The following is a 16,091-nucleotide window of genomic DNA, read 5'->3' as shown; positions in this document are numbered from 1 at the left end:
GACACCCTCGTTCATACGCTCTCTTCGCATCCAACCATGCCCGGCCGGACGCTCGCTCATTACCCATGGGTTACCCAGCCCCGGCAGGGGTCGGACCGCCCCGCGCCAGGACTCTGGCCAGTGCCTCGACCACCTGTGGCTGGTAGTCACGGCCGGTGCCGAGCCTGAGCTGCTCCAGCGCCCCCAGGGACCCCTTGACGCCTTCCCCGCACAGGTCGTCGTACGCGTTGACCGTACGGACGATCCTCGCGGCGGTCTGCTGTTCCCTGTACGGATCCGCCTGCTGCTCGACCACCACGGCCACCGCGGGATCCACACCGGTCTGACGGACCACGGCCCCGCCGAGCAGCGCGATCCTCCGCTGCTCGGCGGCCGGCAGCACGGCGGTCGCCCCGTCGGCCACCGGGTCGACCAGGGAGAGCTGGCCGATGTCGTGCATCAGCGCCGCGTACTCCAGCACGGTCAGCTCGGGACCGGAGAGCCCCAGCTCGCGCCCGACGGCCGTGGACAGACCGGCGACCCTGCGGGCGTGCCCGTGCGGGGTGTAGCCCGCGATCTCGGTGGACCGGGCCAGCGACGCGATGGTCTGCCGGTATGTCGTACGGACGGCTGCGTAGCGGCGGAAGGACACCTGGGTGAGCAGCAGGGGCACGCACAGGACGGGCAGGGCCCACAGCCCCGCGACGGCGACCCCGAGCGCCATCACCGCACCGGTCGCGCAGACCGCCGAGCCGATGCCGCTGAGCGCGCGGAGCTCGTCGCGCAGCTGCGGCCCGTACGGGCGGGAGCCGCCGGCGGTGAGAGCCGCGAGTACCGCGTCGCAGAGCGCGGTGAGCACCAGCAGCACCAGCAGGAAGAGAGCGAAGTACGGTCCCTCACCGAACCAGCGTTCCGTCCGGCCCGTGTGGTGGAGCGGCTGGAAGCACACGGCGGCGAAGGCCACGGCCAGCACGCGGCGGGCCGCCCGGTCGGGTCCGGGTCCGTTGCCCCGCGCCGTGTGCGGCACGGAGGCGAGCAGCTGCGCCGCGACGACGACGGTGATCACCTGGAGCACCCCGTGCGCCGTCTCCTGTCCGCCGCTCCGCCCGAGCAGTGCGTACGCGAGTGCGCCGGCCGCCCCCAGCGGCGCGGGCTCGCGCTCGCCGGGCAGGGCTCCCCAGCGGGCGAGCTCACCCACGGTGATCAGGACGCCGAAGGCGAGGGCGTGGCCGGGCTCGACGACGCCGTTCCACAGGGTGTGCCCGAGCGCGACGGCCGCGAGGACCAGCGCGGCGCCCCGGACCGCGAGGGCGGTGGGCGACGGGTGGTGGGGGGCCCGGGTCACCGGGGCTGTCCCGGGCGGTCCGGTGAGCCGGCGGCCGGTGGCCGCGCCCCCGCCCGCTGCCGCGGCAGCCCGGCCGGCTCCTCGTCGGAGGTGACCGTGTTGGCCGCGGCGGACCAGCCGTGCCGGTCCAGGGCGCGCGCCAGCGCACGGACCATGCGCGGGTCGAACTGGCTCCCGGCGCAGCGCTTCAGCTCCTCCACGGCCGCGGGCACGGGCCGGCCGCGCCGGTAGGAGCGCGTCGAGGTCATCGCGTCGAAGGCGTCCGCGACGGCGACGACCCGGGCGAACTCGGGGATCCGGTCCCCGGCGAGACCGTACGGATAGCCGCTGCCGTCGAGCCGCTCGTGATGGTGCAGGATCGCGGCGCGCGCCTCGTCGAGGAAGCCGATGCCCCGGACGATCTCGTGGCCGTACTCCGGGTGCAGTTCGATGACGCGGCGCTCCTCGGGGGTGAGCGGGCCGTCCTTGCGCAGGACCCGGGTCGGGACGCCGAGCTTGCCCACGTCGTGCAGGATGCCGGCGAAGCGCAGGGCCTCCATCCGGTCCTCCTCCATGCCCAGTTCACGGGCGATCAGCTCGGAGGCGCGTCCCACCCGCTCGCTGTGCCCCCGGGTGTAGCCGTCCTTGATGTCGACGGCCTGGACGAGGGCCCTGATGGTGGCGCGGTGGGCGGCGTGCTCGCGGTGGTACTGCGCGAAGACCCAGCAGGAGATGTACATCGGCAGCAGGACGACCAGCGCGGACAGCGGCCCGTAGGTGCTGTGCCAGAGGACGGCCATCATCAGCCCCGCGAGGGCGTGCACCAGATGCGGCCCCACGGATCGGGCGGGCAGCCCGCGCCAGGCGTGCCTGACGGCCACGCGTTCGGCCGTGACGAGGATCCCGCCGTCCAGCGCGGCCAGCACCAGGCTGAAGACCAGCGCGGCCGCGCAGGCCGGCAGCAGGGCGTACGGAAGGTCGGGCACGGCGTCCCCCGAGGTCCCCCCGAGCGTGCCGGGACCCCCCAGGAACGCGTACGTCCATGAGGCGGCCCCCACGGTCAGCGCCAGCTGCGAGGCACGCCAGACACGGCGCGCGGCGGCCGGGGGCCGGTCCACCCGGCCCACCAGCGCGCCCGGTACGGCGACGAGGACGGCGGCGGACGGCGGCAGCAGGAAGGCCGCGGCGAGCAACAGGGGGAAGAACGATCCGGCGCCGATCGGCACGGAGCCGCCGAGGACGCGCCGGCGGCCCGGGAGTTCACAGAGTGTGTGGAGCACGGCCAGGAGGCCGAGCGTGCCCCAGGGCGTCGCGGCCCCGGGGAGGAGTGCGGGAAGGGCGCAGACCACGGCGCAGACCGCCGCGCACAGGATGTGGGCGCGCGCTGCCCCCGGTGTGCCCCTCACCCGTACCGCCCGCCCCCAGCCTGGTCAATGGAGGCGCCAGGCTAGCGAGTTGGGGATCGGGCAGGGTCCGAACGAGTCGGATTAGCACATTCGGGTGACATGACCGGGGTTCGGGCGGCGGACGGTTTCAGCGCCCGCCGCGTGACCGGGGCGCCGTCACTCGGCGGCGGCGGCCGGACGGTCGGCGCCGCCCAGGGACACGTCCTGCTCGGGCACGGCGTGCCCGGAGCGGATCAGGTCGATCCGCCCCATCACCTTCGAGCGCAGGTCGGCCGGGACGTCGTCCTGCCCGCAGCAGCGCTTGACCAGCTTCTTCACGGCCTGCTCCAGGCCGTACTTCTCCAGGCACGGGGAGCATTCCTCGAAGTGCACCTCGAATTTGGTGCAGTCGCCCTCGGGCATCTCATGGTCGAGAAACTCGTAGAGATGATCGAGGACCTCTGAGCAATCCGTCTCGTGCGGCTCTCCGCAGCTCATGAGGCCGAGCCTTTCGTGTCGTCCGACTCACCGGCTCCGGCCGGGACGAGCCCGCGCTCACGCGCGTAGTCCTCCAGCATGCCGCGCAGCTGACGGCGTCCCCGGTGCAGCCGGGACATCACCGTACCGATGGGTGTCCCCATGATGTCCGCGATCTCCTTGTAGGCAAAGCCCTCTACATCGGCGAGATACACGGCGATGCGGAACTCCTCGGGGATCGACTGCAGTGCGGACTTCACATCGGAGTCCGGCAGGTGGTCGAGTGCCTGGGACTCCGCCGAGCGCAGACCGGTGGACATGTGCGACTCCGCACGCGCCAGCTGCCAGTCCTCGATCTCCTCGGCGGCGCTCCGCTGGGGTTCGCGCTGCTTCTTGCGGTACGAGTTGATGAAGGTGTTGGTGAGAATGCGGTACATCCACGCCTTGAGGTTCGTGCCTTCACGGAACTGGTGGAAGGACCCGTACGCCTTGGCGTAGGTCTCCTGCACCAGGTCCTCGGCGTCCGCGGGGTTGCGCGTCATGCGCAGCGCGGCCGAGTACATCTGGTCGAGATATCCCAGGGCGTCCCGCTCGAAGCGCGCGTTGCGCTCGGCAGTCGTCTCCTGCGCACGGCCGTCGTCGGTCCCTGTGTCGGTCCCAGTGACCGGACCCACCTCCTCCAACGATGTCGCGGAGCCGAAACCGGACCCGCTCGCATCGGAGAATAGTCGACCTTGCTTCCCGGCGGGCTGTCGATCGGCACCGCCCGCGGCGCGCGCCGGAGTGCTCGTGGCCGCGTGAAGCACCGTCCACTCCAGTTCGGCGGCGTTCGAGCGGCTCGGGCAGATGGTCGAACCCATGCGACGGACTCCCTCTCCACGTACGACGGCGTGTACCGACATCGGCGTTGTACCGACACCAGCCACAACAGCCGTCCCGTACGGCGCATTCCCAGGCGCCGACGGGCGCCCGGGGTGTGAGCGGGGCCACATGCTCAGTCGAGCCCGTCCAGCCATCCGGCCACCGCGCCGGTGAGGAGGTCCATCGCCTGATCCACGGTCAGCGGGGCCTTCTTCGGCACGGCGAAGCCATGATCCGCGTACGGCACCTCGACGAGCCCGTGCTCCCCCGGGGGGAACTCCTCCGGCCGCCCGAACGGGTCGCGGCCGCCCTGCACCACGAGGGTGGGGACGCCCGTGGAGAGCAGCTCGTCCTCCCGGGACTTCTCCGGCTTGCCCGGGGGGTGCAGGGGGAAGCTCAGGGCGAGCACCGCGCGGGCGCCGAGCTCCGCCGCCGTACGGCAGGCCACCCGGGCTCCCGCGCTGCGTCCCCCGGCGACCACGGGCAGTCCCGGGGCCGTCAGTGCCGGCCACAGCCCCCGCCAGCCGGTGTCGAGGGTCCTGGGCGCGGGCGCCAGCTTCTTCCCGGCGACCCGCCAGGGCTGCTCCACCAGGGCCACGGTCACCCGGCGGTCCGGGAGCGCGGCGCCCAGGGCCTGGAGGTCACGGGCCTCGATGCCGCCGCCGGCACCGTGGCCGACGGCGAGCACCAGCCGGGCCCGCTTCGCGGGCAGCCAGGTGATCCTGGCCTCTCCCGCGTCCGTCCCGACGTTCTCGGTCTTCCGCGCTGTCGCTGCAGTAGGGCTCACACCGCCCATCCTGCCGGGTCAGAAGAGCGTGCTCTCCTCCGGCGCGGCCAGCTCCTCCAGGAGTTCCGGGCCGTTGTTGCGGACGTTGCTGACGGCGGTGGCCACCGGGTAGGCCCGCATCAGACCGCCGGGCGGCGGCTCCAGCAGCGCCTTCAGCTCCTCGATGCCGGTGTGCGACGGGTCGAGCCAGTCGTCCCAGCGGTCCGGGGTCAGCATCAGCGGCATCCGGGGGTGGATGTCGGAGAGCGAGGCGGGCCCCTCGGCGGGGGCGACGGCGAGCGGGGACGTCTCGGCCTCCGTGGTGATCACCGAGCAGGTCACCCACCAGGCCGCCGGGTGGTCGTCGGGGAGCGTCCGGTCGCGCCAGAACTCGTACAGGCCGGCCATGGCGAAGACCGAGCCGTCGGCGGGGGTCACGAAGTACGGCTGCTTCCGGGGCCGCTTCTTCCTGCCCTTCTCCTCCAGCTGCCGCTCCTCGGCCCCGGTGACCCACTCGTAGTAGCCGTCGGCGGGCAGGATGCAGCGCCGCGACACGAAGGGGCGACGGAAGGACGGCTTCTCGTGGACGGTCTCCGCGCGGGCGTTGATCATGCGCGCGGCTCCCTCCGGCGACTTCGACCAGGACGGTACGAGTCCCCATTTCAGGGCGCGCAGCTGGCGAACCGGCCGCTGGTCGTCCGCGTCCTTCACAGGACGGTCGAGGACCGCGTAGACCTCCTTGGTCGGCGCGACGTTCCAGTCGGGCTCCAGGGTCTCCGTCGGTTCCCACTTCTCCACGCCGAAGAGCCCGGTCAGATCCTCCGGCCGCCGGCTCGCTGCATACCGTCCGCACATAAGTGCCAGACTGCCACGACCCGCCAGTCGAGTGGATGCCGATTCCCTCGAGCACCTCAAGGAGCCGCCCGCACCATGGACAGCACCGACCTCGGCGATCTGTGGGATCGCGTCTTCGGAACCCAGCCCGCGCCCGAGCAGTGGCTGGTGGTCGTCACGGCCACGGCGGCGCTCGTCGCGGTCGTCCCGAACCTCATATGGCGCCTCTCCCGCAACGCGATCACCATCGCGCACGAGGGAGGGCACGGGCTGATCGCCCTGCTCACCGGACGTCAGCTGTCGGGGATCCGGCTGCACTCGGACACCAGCGGCCTCACCGTCAGCCGCGGCAAGCCCACGGGCATCGGCATGATCCTCACCGCCGCGGCCGGCTACACGGCGCCGCCGCTGCTCGGGCTCGGCGGCGCCTGGCTGCTGACCAACGGCCGGATCACCCTCCTCCTGTGGCTGGCGACCGCCCTCCTGGCGGTGATGCTGGTGATGATCCGCAATCTGTACGGGGCGCTGACGGTCATCCTCACGGGTACGACCTTCCTGCTGGTGTCCTGGCTGACCTCCGCCGACGTCCAGTCGGCGTTCGCGTACACCGTGGTCTGGTTCCTGCTGCTCGGCGGCGTGCGTCCCGCGTTCGAGCTGCAGTCCAAGCGCAGGTACGGCGGCGCTCCCGACTCCGACGCGGACCAGCTCGCCCGGCTCACGCACGCGCCGGCCGCGATATGGCTCTTCCTCTTCCACGCGGTGTCGCTGTGCTCGCTGATCGGCGGCGGACGCTGGCTCCTCGGGCTGTGAGGACGCCCGACCGGACGCGGGTGGGGAGGCCGCCTCTACCACCCTTGTATTACGCCCCGGTTTCGGCCCTTTTGTTCAGGATCTGGGATTGCGCCGAGCCACTAAAGTGAGGGGCATGACCGAAAGTTCCGTGCACCCCGCCCTCTGGCCCGCCCCCCGAGCGACCGGGGCCGTCGATGCGACCGTCACCGTGCCCGGATCGAAGTCGGTCACCAATCGCGCCCTCGTCCTGGCCTCCCTGTCCTCCGAGCCGGGCTGGCTGCGCCGCCCGCTGCGCTCGCGCGACACCCTGCTGATGGCCCAGGCGCTCCGCGCCATGGGCGTGGGCATCGAGGAGGGCGTGGGCCCGGACGGCTCGGGCGAGGCCTGGCGGGTCATCCCCGCGGGTCTGCACGGACCTGCCCGGGTGGACGTCGGCAACGCGGGCACGGTGATGCGCTTCCTGCCGCCCGTGGCCTGCCTCGCGGACGGCCCCGTCCACTTCGACGGCGACCCGAGGTCCTACGAGCGGCCCCTGCACGGCGTGATCGACGCCCTGAAGTCGCTGGGCGCCCGGATCGACGACGACGGCCGGGGGACGCTCCCGCTGACCGTGCACGGCGCGGGCGCGCTGGACGGCGGACCGGTCTCCATCGACGCCTCCTCGTCCTCCCAGTTCGTCTCCGCCCTGCTGCTGTCCGCGCCCCGGTTCAACCAGGGCGTGGAGGTGCGGCACACCGGTTCGGCGCTGCCCTCGATGCCGCACATCCGGATGACCGTCGACATGCTGCGCTCGGTCGGCGCCCAGGTCGACGAGCCGGAGTCGGGCGGCGAGCCCGATGTCTGGCGGGTCTCCCCCTCCGCCCTGCTGGGCCGCGACCTCACCGTCGAACCCGACCTCTCCAACGCCCAGCCGTTCCTGGCCGCCGCGCTGGTGACCGGCGGCCGGGTCACCGTCCCCGACTGGCCGCTGCGGACCACCCAACCGGGTGACGCGCTGCGCGAGATCTTCACCGCGATGGGTGGCGCGTGCGAGCTGACCGAGCAGGGGCTCACCTTCACCGGCTCGGGCTCGGTGCACGGCATCGACGTCGACCTGAGCGAGGTCGGCGAGCTGACCCCGGGCATCGCGGCCCTCGCCGCCCTCGCGGACTCCCCGTCCACCCTGAGCGGCGTCGCCCATCTGCGGCTCCACGAGACGGACCGGCTGGCGGCCCTCACCAAGGAGATCAACGGCCTGGGCGGCGACGTCACGGAGACCGCGGACGGCCTGCGGATCAACCCCCGCCCGCTGCACGGCGGCACCTTCCACACGTACGACGACCACCGGATGGCGACCGCGGGCGCGATCATCGGCCTCGCCGTGGCGGGCGTGGAGATCGAGAACGTCGCCACGACCGCCAAGACGCTGCCGGACTTCCCGGACATGTGGACCGGGATGCTCGGGGAGCCCTCCGGCGCCGTCGGCGTCTCGTCCGGAGCGCTCGGCGCCCCGGCCGGCGGGCGCGGGGTCTGAGGAAATGCGCCGCTACGGGAAGAACCCGGACGAGGACGACATCCGCGTCCGCCCCAACCCCAAGGGCAACCGCCCCCGCACCCACACCCGCCCCAAGCACGAGGACGCCCAGGACGGCATGGTCCTGACCGTCGACCGGGGCAGGCTGACCTGCCTGGTCGAGGACCGTACGGTGACGGCGATGAAGGCCCGCGAACTGGGCCGTAAGGCCGCCGTGGTGGGTGACCGGGTCTCCCTGGTGGGCGACCTCTCCGGCGCCAAGGACACCCTGGCGCGCATCGTGCGCATCGGGGCGCGTACGTCGGTGCTGCGCCGCACGGCGGACGACGACGACCCGTTCGAGCGGGTGGTCGTCGCCAACGCCGACCAGCTGGCGATCGTCACCGCCCTCGCCGATCCCGAACCCCGCCCGCGCATGATCGACCGCTGCCTGGTCGCGGCGTACGACGGCGGGCTCACCCCGCTCCTGGTGCTGACCAAGTCGGACCTGGCCTCGGCGGACAAGCTCCTGGAGGCGTACACCCCGCTGGGGGTCCCCTACATCGTGACCAGCCGCGAGGAGCTGGAGAACGGGGACGCCGCCGACCGGGTGCGGGAGCTGCTGAACGACCGGGTGACCGCCTTCGTCGGGCACTCCGGTGTCGGCAAGACGACGCTGGTCAACGCGCTGGTGCCGAAGGACAGGCGACGGACGACCGGCGTGGTCAACGCCGTCACGGGGCGCGGCAGGCACACCACCACGTCGGCGCTCGCCCTCCCGCTGCCGGACGGCCGCGGCTGGGTCGTCGACACCCCCGGCGTGCGGTCGTTCGGGCTGCACCACGTCGACCCCTCACGGGTCATCAACGCCTTTCCCGATCTTCAGCCGGGCACGGAGAACTGCCCGCGCGGCTGCACGCACGACGGCCAGGAGCCGGAGTGCGCCCTGGACGCCTGGGTCGCGGAGGGGCACGCCGACCCGGCGCGCCTCGACTCGCTGCGGAGGCTGCTCGCGACCCGCGAACGGCGCGAGGGCGACTGAGGCACGGCGGCGGACGCCGCCGCCCGACTCGCGCACGTTTGCGGTCTCCCACGGCTGGTAAGGGCATAATCGCGCAAGCGAGACGAAGCGTCACCTACGTGGGAGGCACCTGACGATGGCGTGGTTGCTGGTCGTGGTCGCCGGACTGCTGGAGACCGGCTTCGCCGTGTGTCTGAAGCTTTCGCACGGGTTCACCCGGATCTGGCCGACGATCGCGTTCTGCGCGTTCGCCCTCGGCAGCTTCGGTCTGCTGACGATGGCTCTCAAGAAGCTCGACGTCGGTCCGGCGTACGCGGTGTGGACGGGCATCGGGGCGGCGGGGACGGCGATCTACGGGATGATCTTCCTCGACGACGTGGTCTCCACGCTCAAGCTGGTGTCGATCTCGCTGGTGATCATCGGCGTGATCGGGCTGCAGCTGTCCGGTTCGACGCACTGACCCCCGGGGCGGCCACGGAGTCCGCCGGCACCAGGGCGTACGAGAGGGCGAGCCGGAGCACGATCTCGCAGGTCAGCTCCAGTCTCGCGGGGTCGCGCGGCGGCGCGTCCCGCTCCAGCGCGGCCACGGCGCGGTCCCGGACGAGCGTGAGCAGTTCGGTGGGCGTGGGCGGCGCCGGTCCCGTTTCCGTACGGCTGTCGTCGGGCGGGTCTCCCGGCCGGGGCAGGTGCTCGCCCCAGACGCCCGTGAGCAGGGCCATGACCAGGACGTCGGCGCGAGCCGCCCGGACCGTCCAGCGGGCGAGCTCCGCCGGGCCCTCCCCCAGGACGCGGCCGGTGCCGAGCGCCCGGTCCACCCCGGCCAGATAGCCGTCGGCCGCGCGCCGGACCAGTGCGCGGGCCAGACCGTCCTTGCTGCCGAACTCGTTGTAGAGGGTCTGCCGGGAGACCCCGGCGCGGGCCGCCACGTCGACCATGCGCACGGCCGTCCAGGGCCTGGTGCGCAGCGCCGACCGTGCGGAGTCCAGCAGTGCTTCTCGCGCCGATGGCATCGTCGCCTCCCACGCCGGGGACCTGCGCATCAGAGTTGAGGCGCCCGGAGGCACTGTCAAGGGTCCGCGCACGGGGCCGTGTAGCCCGGGAGGGTGGCGGTGGTTACTGTGAACGGCATGCCCGATTACCACGATGATCTGCGCCTTGCCCACGTCCTGGCGGACGCCGCCGACGCGGCGACGATGGACCGGTTCAAGGCTCTGGACCTCAAGGTCGAGACCAAGCCGGACATGACCCCGGTGAGCGAGGCCGACAAACACGCGGAGGAGCTGATCCGCGGGCACCTGCACCGGGCCCGTCCGCGCGACGCGATCCTCGGCGAGGAGTACGGGGTCGAGGGCACCGGCCCGCGGCGCTGGGTCGTCGACCCGATCGACGGCACCAAGAACTACGTACGGGGTGTCCCCGTTTGGGCGACGCTGATCTCGTTGATGGAGGCGGGCGAGGACGGCTTCCAGCCGGTGGTGGGCGTGGTGTCCGCCCCCGCGCTGAACCGCCGCTGGTGGGCGGCGAAGGGCGCCGGCGCGTTCTCCGGTCGCAGCCTGACGTCCGCGACGCGGCTGCACGTGTCGAAGGTCGAGCGGATCGCGGACTCGTCGTTCGCGTACGCCTCGATGACGGGCTGGGAGGAGCAGGGCCGCCTGGACGGCTTCATGGACCTGACGCGGGCCGTCTGGCGCACGCGCGGGTACGGGGACTTCTGGCCGTACATGATGGTCGCCGAGGGTTCGGTGGACATCTGTGCGGAGCCGGAGCTCTCCCTGTGGGACATGGCGGCCAACGCGATCATCGTCCAGGAGGCGGGCGGGCGCTTCACCAGCCTGGACGGCGTCTCCGGCCCGGGCGGCGGCAACGCGGCGGCGTCCAACGGCCTGCTCCACGACGAGCTGCTCGGCTATCTGAACCAGCGCTACTAGGGCGTGTCCCGGGCGGCGCGCGGGTCGGCACCGGGGAGTGGTGCGGCCGGCGCACGGGTCGGCGCGCGGGGGATCACCCCCGCGCCCCCTTGTTGAGTCCCCTCCTGGGTGCCACTCTGAGAGTCCCCCCACTTGTGAACTTGTGAATTCCCTCACGAGGGGCTCCACAGGTCACTTCTCGAAGGAGGTGGCTCCTCGCATGCTCGTCCGTGACGCCATGAGCACCCTGGTCCTCACCATCGGCCCGGCCCACACGCTCCGGCAGGCGGCCCGGCTGATGTCGGCCCGCCGTATCGGAGCGGCCGTCGTCCACGACCCGGACACCTGCGGCCTCGGCATCATCACCGAGCGCGACATCCTCGACGCCGTCGGCGCCGGGCTGGATCCCGATGTCGAGACCGCGTCCACCCACACCACCACCGACGTGGTCTTCGCCACTCCGGTGTGGACCCTGGAGGAGGCGGCCCAGGCCATGACGCACGGCGGCTTCCGGCATCTGATCGTGCTGGACGACGACGGCCCCGTCGGCATCGTCTCGGTGCGCGACATCATCAGGTGCTGGGCGCCGGCCCGGCGGGCCCGCCCCGAAATGGCCCTCTGACGCTTCCCCCTGACGGCCCTTCCGCACACCACCCGTCTACGGACGACAGCGGGCCGGATCCCGGGACAACCTCCCGGGATCCGGCCCACCACCTACGGCAAGCGCCCGCGTCAGCCGCGCAGGGCCTGGACCGCGGCCTCCAGCCGCTTGCCGAAGTCTCCGTCCGCCTGACGGAAGTTGTCGATCGCGCGCTCGGCGATGTCGTCACGCGAGACCTTGGAGATGAACCCGGAGAGGTTGTCGATCAGACGGACCTTCTCCTCCTCCGTCATCAGCCGGTAGAGGTTCCCGGCCTGCACGAAATCGTCGTCCTCGGCGTGGACCGGCGTCTCGTGGTTGCCCGTGCCGCCCGTGACGGGGACGGGCTCCCAGAGCGGCCGGTCCGTCTGGTGCGGGCCGCCGAAGCTGTTCGGCTCGTAGTTCTTCGCGCCCTTGTGGCGGCCGTCGTACAGATAGCCGTCCCGGCTGTGGGTGCGCGCCTCGGTGGCGTGCGGACGGTTCACCGGCAGGTGGTCGGCGTTGATGCCGACGCGGTAGCGGTGGGCGTCGCCGTACGCGAAGAGACGGCCCTGGAGCATCTTGTCGGGGGACGGGCCGATGCCGGGCACGAAGTGCGCCGGGCTGAAGATCGACTGCTCGACCTCGGCGAAGACGTTCTCCGGGTTGCGGTTGAGCTCCAGCTTGCCGATCTCGATCGGCGGGTAGTCCGCGTGCGGCCACACCTTGGTGAGGTCGAACGGGTTGAAGCGGTACGTGGCGGCCTCGGCCGCCGGCATGACCTGGACCTGCACCGTCCAGGTCGGGAAGTCACCGCGCTCGATGGACTCGCGCAGATCACGCTGGTGGCTGTCCGGGTCCACACCGGAGAGGCGGACGGCCTCCTCGGTGGTGAGGTTCTCGATGCCCTGGTCGGTCTTGAAGTGGTACTTGACCCAGAAGACCTCGCCGGCCTCGTTGTTCCACTGGAACGTGTGCGAACCGAAGCCGTCCATGTGACGGTACGAGGCCGGGATGCCCCGGTCGCCGAAGAGCCAGGTCACCTGGTGCGTGGACTCGGGCGACAGACCCCAGAAGTCCCAGACGTTGTCCGCCTCCTGCGAACCGGTGTACGGATCGCGCTTCTGGGTGTGGATGAAGTCGGGGAACTTGATCGCGTCCCGGATGAAGAACACCGGGGTGTTGTTGCCGACGAGGTCGTAGTTGCCCTCCTCGGTGTAGAACTTCAGCGCCCAGCCGCGGGGGTCACGCGCCGCGTCGGCGGAGCCGAGGTTGCCCGCCACGGTCGAGAAGCGCAGGAAGGTCTCGGTCTGCTTGCCGACCTCCGAGAGGAACTTCGCCCGCGTCCACTGCGAGACGTCCCGGGTCAGCGTGAAGGTCCCGTACGCACCGGCGCCACGGGCGTGCACGACACGCTCCGGGATGCGCTCGCGGTTGAAGTGGGCGAGCTTCTCCAGAAGCGCCTGGTCCTGGACGAGAACCGGTCCACCCGGGCCAGCGGTCTCGCTGTTCTGATTGTCGGCCACCGGAGCGCCGGCCTCCGTGGTGAGCGGTCCCTGAGTCACGCGCGCCTCCTGCGTCATGTCCCGCACAGTGTCGTTCCCTGTGCGGCTTGTTCTCGGCCGCAGCCTGTCCTTGGCCAGTACGTCACCGATCCTACAATGGACTTTGTCCAAGTCAAACAGTCATCTAAAGTCACACCGACTCGGGACTCGGGGCCGGCCACTGTTACCCTGGGCGCATGAGTGACCTCCTGGAACGACTTCGTGGACGCGGCTGGCGCATGACGGCACAGCGGCGCGTGGTGGCCGAGGTTCTCGAAGGGGACCATGTGCATCTGACGGCGGACGAGGTCCACGCGAGGGCCGTCGACCGGCTGCCCGAGATCTCCCGGGCCACCGTGTACAACACGCTGGGCGAGATGGTGTCCCTCGGTGAGGTCATCGAGGTCACCACCGACCGCCGTGCGAAGCGGTACGACCCGAACGCCCATCGCCCCCACCACCACCTGGTGTGCGGGCGCTGCGGAGCCATCCGGGACGTGCACCCCTCCGGCAATCCGCTGGCGGACCTGCCCGACGACGAGCGCTTCGGCTTCACCGTCTCGGACGTCGAGGTCACCTACCGCGGCATCTGCCCGAACTGCGCGGCCACGGCCTGAGGCATCCCAGGTCCTGAGGAGCGCCCGTGATGCCTCAGGATCCGGGGGCCTTTGCACGGGCATACGTCAGAGGCCCGGATCCTTGAAGGATCCGGGCCTCTGACTTTCAGTAGCGGGGACAGGATTTGAACCTGCGACCTCTGGGTTATGAGCCCAGCGAGCTACCGAGCTGCTCCACCCCGCGTCGTTGTGATTGCAACTCTACGGTACCCGGACCGGCCGGAGCAAATTCATTCGCCGGACACCCGCACACACCCGTGGGCCGACGGGCCGGCCGTCACGCGGTGAGCTCCTGGTGCAGCGCCTCCAGCAGCCGGGCGGCCCGCTCCGCCACCTCGGCGGGGCCCAGCTCGACCGCCCGGGCGCACCAGCGCTGCCCCTCGGTGAGCTCGCCCCGGCGGGCGGCGAGCAGCGCGAGGCGCAGGGCCGCCCTGCCGTGCCCGTCGTTGGCGGCGCGGCTCCACCACAGGGCGGCCTCGCGCTCGCTGCCCTCACGGGCGAGCAGCAGGCCGAGGTTGAAGGCCCCGTTGCGGCTGCCCGACTCGGCGGCCTCGCGGTACCAGCGCGCGGCGCTCTGCATGTCGCCGCGCGCGGCCGCCAGCATCCCCGCCCTGACCTGGGCGCGGCGGTGGCCCTGCTCGGCCGCCCGCTCGTACCACTCCTCGCACTCGGTCTTCTCCGGCATCGGCTCGCCCAGCGCGGGAGGACCCGGCGCGGGCTGACGCAGGTCCAGGACGCCGGCCAGCCGGAAGGCCGCCTCGGCGCTGCCGCCGCCCGCGGCGCAGCGCAGATGGCGCTCGGCCGCCCGCTCGTCGCCGTCCCGCAGCAGGGCCATGCCGACCTGGAGCGCGGCATCGGTGTGCCCGGCCGCCGCCGCCCGCTGGTACCAGCCGAGCGCCGTGCGGTCCTCGTCCCGTCCGGCATGCAGGATGCCGAGGTTGAAGGCGGCGTCCACGCTGCCGGCCTCCGCGGCCTTGGAGAACCACGGCTCGGCCCCGGTCGCGTCCCCCGCCTGGAGCAGGAGCACGGCCAGCGCGTTCGCCGCCTCCCGGTGCCCCGCGTAGGCGGCACGGCGGTACCACTGCTCGGCCTGCGGGATCCGGTCCTGGGCGGCGCAGAGCAGACCGAGGTTGTACGCGCCGTTGACGTCACCGGCGTCCATGGCCGCGCGGTACCAGCGCTCGGCGGTCTGCTGCTCGCCCCGGGCCGCGTGCAGGGCCCCCAGGGCGTTGGCGGCGTTGCCGTCGCCGTCCTGGGCGGCACGCAGCCACCAGACGGCCGCGCTCTCCTCGTCGCCCGCGTCACGCAGCAGGAAGCCGAGGGCGCAGGCCGCCCGGGGCTCGCCGTCCTTGGCGGCGGTGAGGTACCAGCGGCCGGCCTCCTTCAGCTCCCCGCGCTGTTCGAGGATGGCGCCCAGGTGCAGGGCGGCACGGCGGTGGCCACGGGCGGCTGCCTGGCGGTACCACTGCTCGGCCTCGCCGACGCGCCCCGCGTCGGGGCCGGCGACGGGGCTGTCCGGCTTCGCGGGCGCACCGGTGTCCAGCACCCGGCGCTCCTCGCCCACGACGACGCGGCCCAGGCCGAAGGCGTCGTGCGCGTCACCGACGGCGTTGCGCTCGATCGTCCGCGCCAGGCGGTAGGCGGCCTCCCTGTGCCCCTGCTCGGCGGCGGCGCGCAGCCAGCGCTCGGCGCCGTCGTCCCCGCGGTGCTCCAGCAGGTCGGCGAGCGCGTACGCACCGAGCGCGTGGCCCTGCTCGGCGGACTGGCGCAGCCAGTACTCGGCGCCGGGCTCGTCCCCGCGCTCCCGGAAGTGACGTCCGAGGGCGTGCGCGGCCGCGGCGGAGCCGGCGACGGCGGCGATGCGCCACCAGCCGGCCGCCTCGTCGGCGTATCCGCGCTGGTGGAGGAGGACTCCGAGGTTGTTGGCGGCGGCCCGGTCGCCCTCGGCGGTCGCCGCCCGCAGGTGGACCTCGGCTCCGTCCAGGTCGCCGCGGCGCAGCAGGAGGGCGCCGAGGACGCTCATGGACGCCGTGTCACCGGCCTCCGCCCCACGCCGGTGCCGCGCCTCGGTCTCGTCGGCGTACTCCGTGGTGTCCGTGGGCTCGGCGTTCCCGTCCGTGTCCGCGCCCTCGTCGGCGGCGCGCCCGAGGGGGCTCACGGCGCTCCTCACGGCGTCGGGCGTCCCGGAGATGTCCACGGTGAAGGCGGCGTCCTCGTGGGCGCCGTCGGCGGTGTCAGCGGTTCCGGCCAGGGCAGCGGCGAATGCCGCATCTGCCATGTTTTCCGTCGTCCGGCCGCGTCGCTGCACAAACCGCCCTGTCTCCAACAGAGTTGCCCTGTCCCCCATAAATACCATCGTCGCACCACCTGCAACCCGCGTACACCTGGAATACCGCGGTCAGTGAAGTCACTTCGGCGTTTTGTCGACATGCCCACAGAGAGACAAGTGAAACACGACTGAGTCCAACTCGTG

At 72.3% G+C, this 16,091-nt stretch carries 16 protein-coding genes and 1 tRNA gene; 7 read left to right on the top strand and 10 right to left on the bottom strand.

Annotation, left to right across the window (positions count from 1 at the left end):
* Positions 1-70 precede the first annotated feature (70 nt).
* The 6 genes from ACZ607_RS15135 to ACZ607_RS15110 all read right to left on the bottom strand — a co-directional run bounded on the left by ACZ607_RS15135 (position 71) and on the right by ACZ607_RS15110 (position 5,647).
* Positions 71-1,324: an HD-GYP domain-containing protein gene (locus ACZ607_RS15135; protein ID WP_469735159.1), complete on the bottom strand. Its 1,254-nt coding sequence runs from the start codon at positions 1,322-1,324 to the stop codon at positions 71-73.
* Positions 1,321-2,709: an HD-GYP domain-containing protein gene (locus ACZ607_RS15130; RefSeq protein ID WP_469735158.1), complete on the bottom strand. Its 1,389-nt coding sequence runs from the start codon at positions 2,707-2,709 to the stop codon at positions 1,321-1,323. The genes ACZ607_RS15135 and ACZ607_RS15130 overlap by 4 nt, the downstream gene beginning before the upstream one ends.
* Positions 2,710-2,865: 156 nt before the next feature.
* Positions 2,866-3,186 (bottom strand): mycothiol system anti-sigma-R factor, encoded by a 321-nt coding sequence (gene rsrA, locus ACZ607_RS15125; protein ID WP_469735157.1) that lies wholly within the window; start codon positions 3,184-3,186, stop codon positions 2,866-2,868.
* Positions 3,183-3,839: a sigma-70 family RNA polymerase sigma factor gene (locus ACZ607_RS15120; RefSeq protein ID WP_187281824.1), complete on the bottom strand. Its 657-nt coding sequence runs from the start codon at positions 3,837-3,839 to the stop codon at positions 3,183-3,185. The genes rsrA and ACZ607_RS15120 overlap by 4 nt, the downstream gene beginning before the upstream one ends.
* A gap of 320 nt (positions 3,840-4,159) precedes the next feature.
* On the bottom strand, positions 4,160-4,822 hold the full coding sequence (locus ACZ607_RS15115; RefSeq protein ID WP_469735156.1) for an alpha/beta hydrolase family protein: 663 nt from the start codon (positions 4,820-4,822) through the stop codon (positions 4,160-4,162).
* A 9-nt stretch (positions 4,823-4,831) separates the two neighbouring features.
* A complete protein-coding gene (locus ACZ607_RS15110) occupies positions 4,832-5,647 on the bottom strand; it encodes an SOS response-associated peptidase (RefSeq protein WP_469735155.1) in 816 nt (271 codons plus the stop codon).
* A 75-nt stretch (positions 5,648-5,722) separates the two neighbouring features.
* On the opposite strand from ACZ607_RS15110, the gene ACZ607_RS15105 reads away from it, so the two are divergent.
* The 4 genes from ACZ607_RS15105 to ACZ607_RS15090 all read left to right on the top strand — a co-directional run bounded on the left by ACZ607_RS15105 (position 5,723) and on the right by ACZ607_RS15090 (position 9,391).
* Entirely contained in the window at positions 5,723-6,436 is a 714-nt protein-coding gene (locus ACZ607_RS15105) for a M50 family metallopeptidase (protein WP_202078978.1), read from the top strand.
* A 115-nt stretch (positions 6,437-6,551) separates the two neighbouring features.
* Complete coding sequence (gene aroA, locus ACZ607_RS15100; protein WP_469735154.1) at positions 6,552-7,931, top strand: 3-phosphoshikimate 1-carboxyvinyltransferase; 1,380 nt, start codon at positions 6,552-6,554, stop codon at positions 7,929-7,931.
* A gap of 4 nt (positions 7,932-7,935) precedes the next feature.
* On the top strand, positions 7,936-8,952 hold the full coding sequence (gene rsgA / locus ACZ607_RS15095) for a ribosome small subunit-dependent GTPase A (RefSeq protein ID WP_469735153.1): 1,017 nt from the start codon (positions 7,936-7,938) through the stop codon (positions 8,950-8,952).
* A gap of 115 nt (positions 8,953-9,067) precedes the next feature.
* Positions 9,068-9,391 carry a DMT family transporter gene (locus ACZ607_RS15090; protein WP_469735152.1) on the top strand — a complete coding sequence of 108 codons (324 nt, stop codon included), beginning with the start codon at positions 9,068-9,070 and terminating at the stop codon, positions 9,389-9,391.
* On the opposite strand, the gene ACZ607_RS15085 is transcribed toward ACZ607_RS15090, so the two are convergent.
* Positions 9,348-9,941, bottom strand: coding sequence for a TetR/AcrR family transcriptional regulator (locus tag ACZ607_RS15085; RefSeq protein ID WP_469735151.1), 594 nt, complete (start codon positions 9,939-9,941; stop codon positions 9,348-9,350). The genes ACZ607_RS15090 and ACZ607_RS15085 overlap by 44 nt on opposite strands.
* Before the next feature lie 117 nt (positions 9,942-10,058).
* On the opposite strand from ACZ607_RS15085, the gene hisN reads away from it, so the two are divergent.
* A complete protein-coding gene (gene hisN, locus ACZ607_RS15080; RefSeq protein ID WP_469735150.1) occupies positions 10,059-10,859 on the top strand; it encodes a histidinol-phosphatase in 801 nt (266 codons plus the stop codon).
* A 199-nt stretch (positions 10,860-11,058) separates the two neighbouring features.
* Positions 11,059-11,460, top strand: coding sequence for a CBS domain-containing protein (locus ACZ607_RS15075; protein ID WP_469735149.1), 402 nt, complete (start codon positions 11,059-11,061; stop codon positions 11,458-11,460).
* A 110-nt stretch (positions 11,461-11,570) separates the two neighbouring features.
* Here the strand turns inward: ACZ607_RS15075 and ACZ607_RS15070 are convergent, their stop codons facing one another.
* On the bottom strand, positions 11,571-13,040 hold the full coding sequence (locus tag ACZ607_RS15070; RefSeq protein ID WP_469735148.1) for a catalase: 1,470 nt from the start codon (positions 13,038-13,040) through the stop codon (positions 11,571-11,573).
* 158 nt (positions 13,041-13,198) lie between these two features.
* On the opposite strand from ACZ607_RS15070, the gene ACZ607_RS15065 reads away from it, so the two are divergent.
* Positions 13,199-13,618, top strand: coding sequence for a Fur family transcriptional regulator (locus ACZ607_RS15065; protein WP_124274600.1), 420 nt, complete (start codon positions 13,199-13,201; stop codon positions 13,616-13,618).
* 110 nt (positions 13,619-13,728) lie between these two features.
* Here the strand turns inward: ACZ607_RS15065 and ACZ607_RS15060 are convergent.
* Positions 13,729-13,802: transfer RNA gene (locus ACZ607_RS15060), tRNA-Met, on the bottom strand.
* Positions 13,803-13,895: 93 nt separating this feature from the next.
* Entirely contained in the window at positions 13,896-15,974 is a 2,079-nt protein-coding gene (locus tag ACZ607_RS15055) for a tetratricopeptide repeat protein (RefSeq protein ID WP_469735147.1), read from the bottom strand.
* Positions 15,975-16,091 lie beyond the last annotated feature (117 nt).

Source organism: Streptomyces sp. NPDC104381 (genome assembly GCF_055583745.1).
This window is presented reverse-complemented; position numbering and strand designations above follow the sequence as displayed.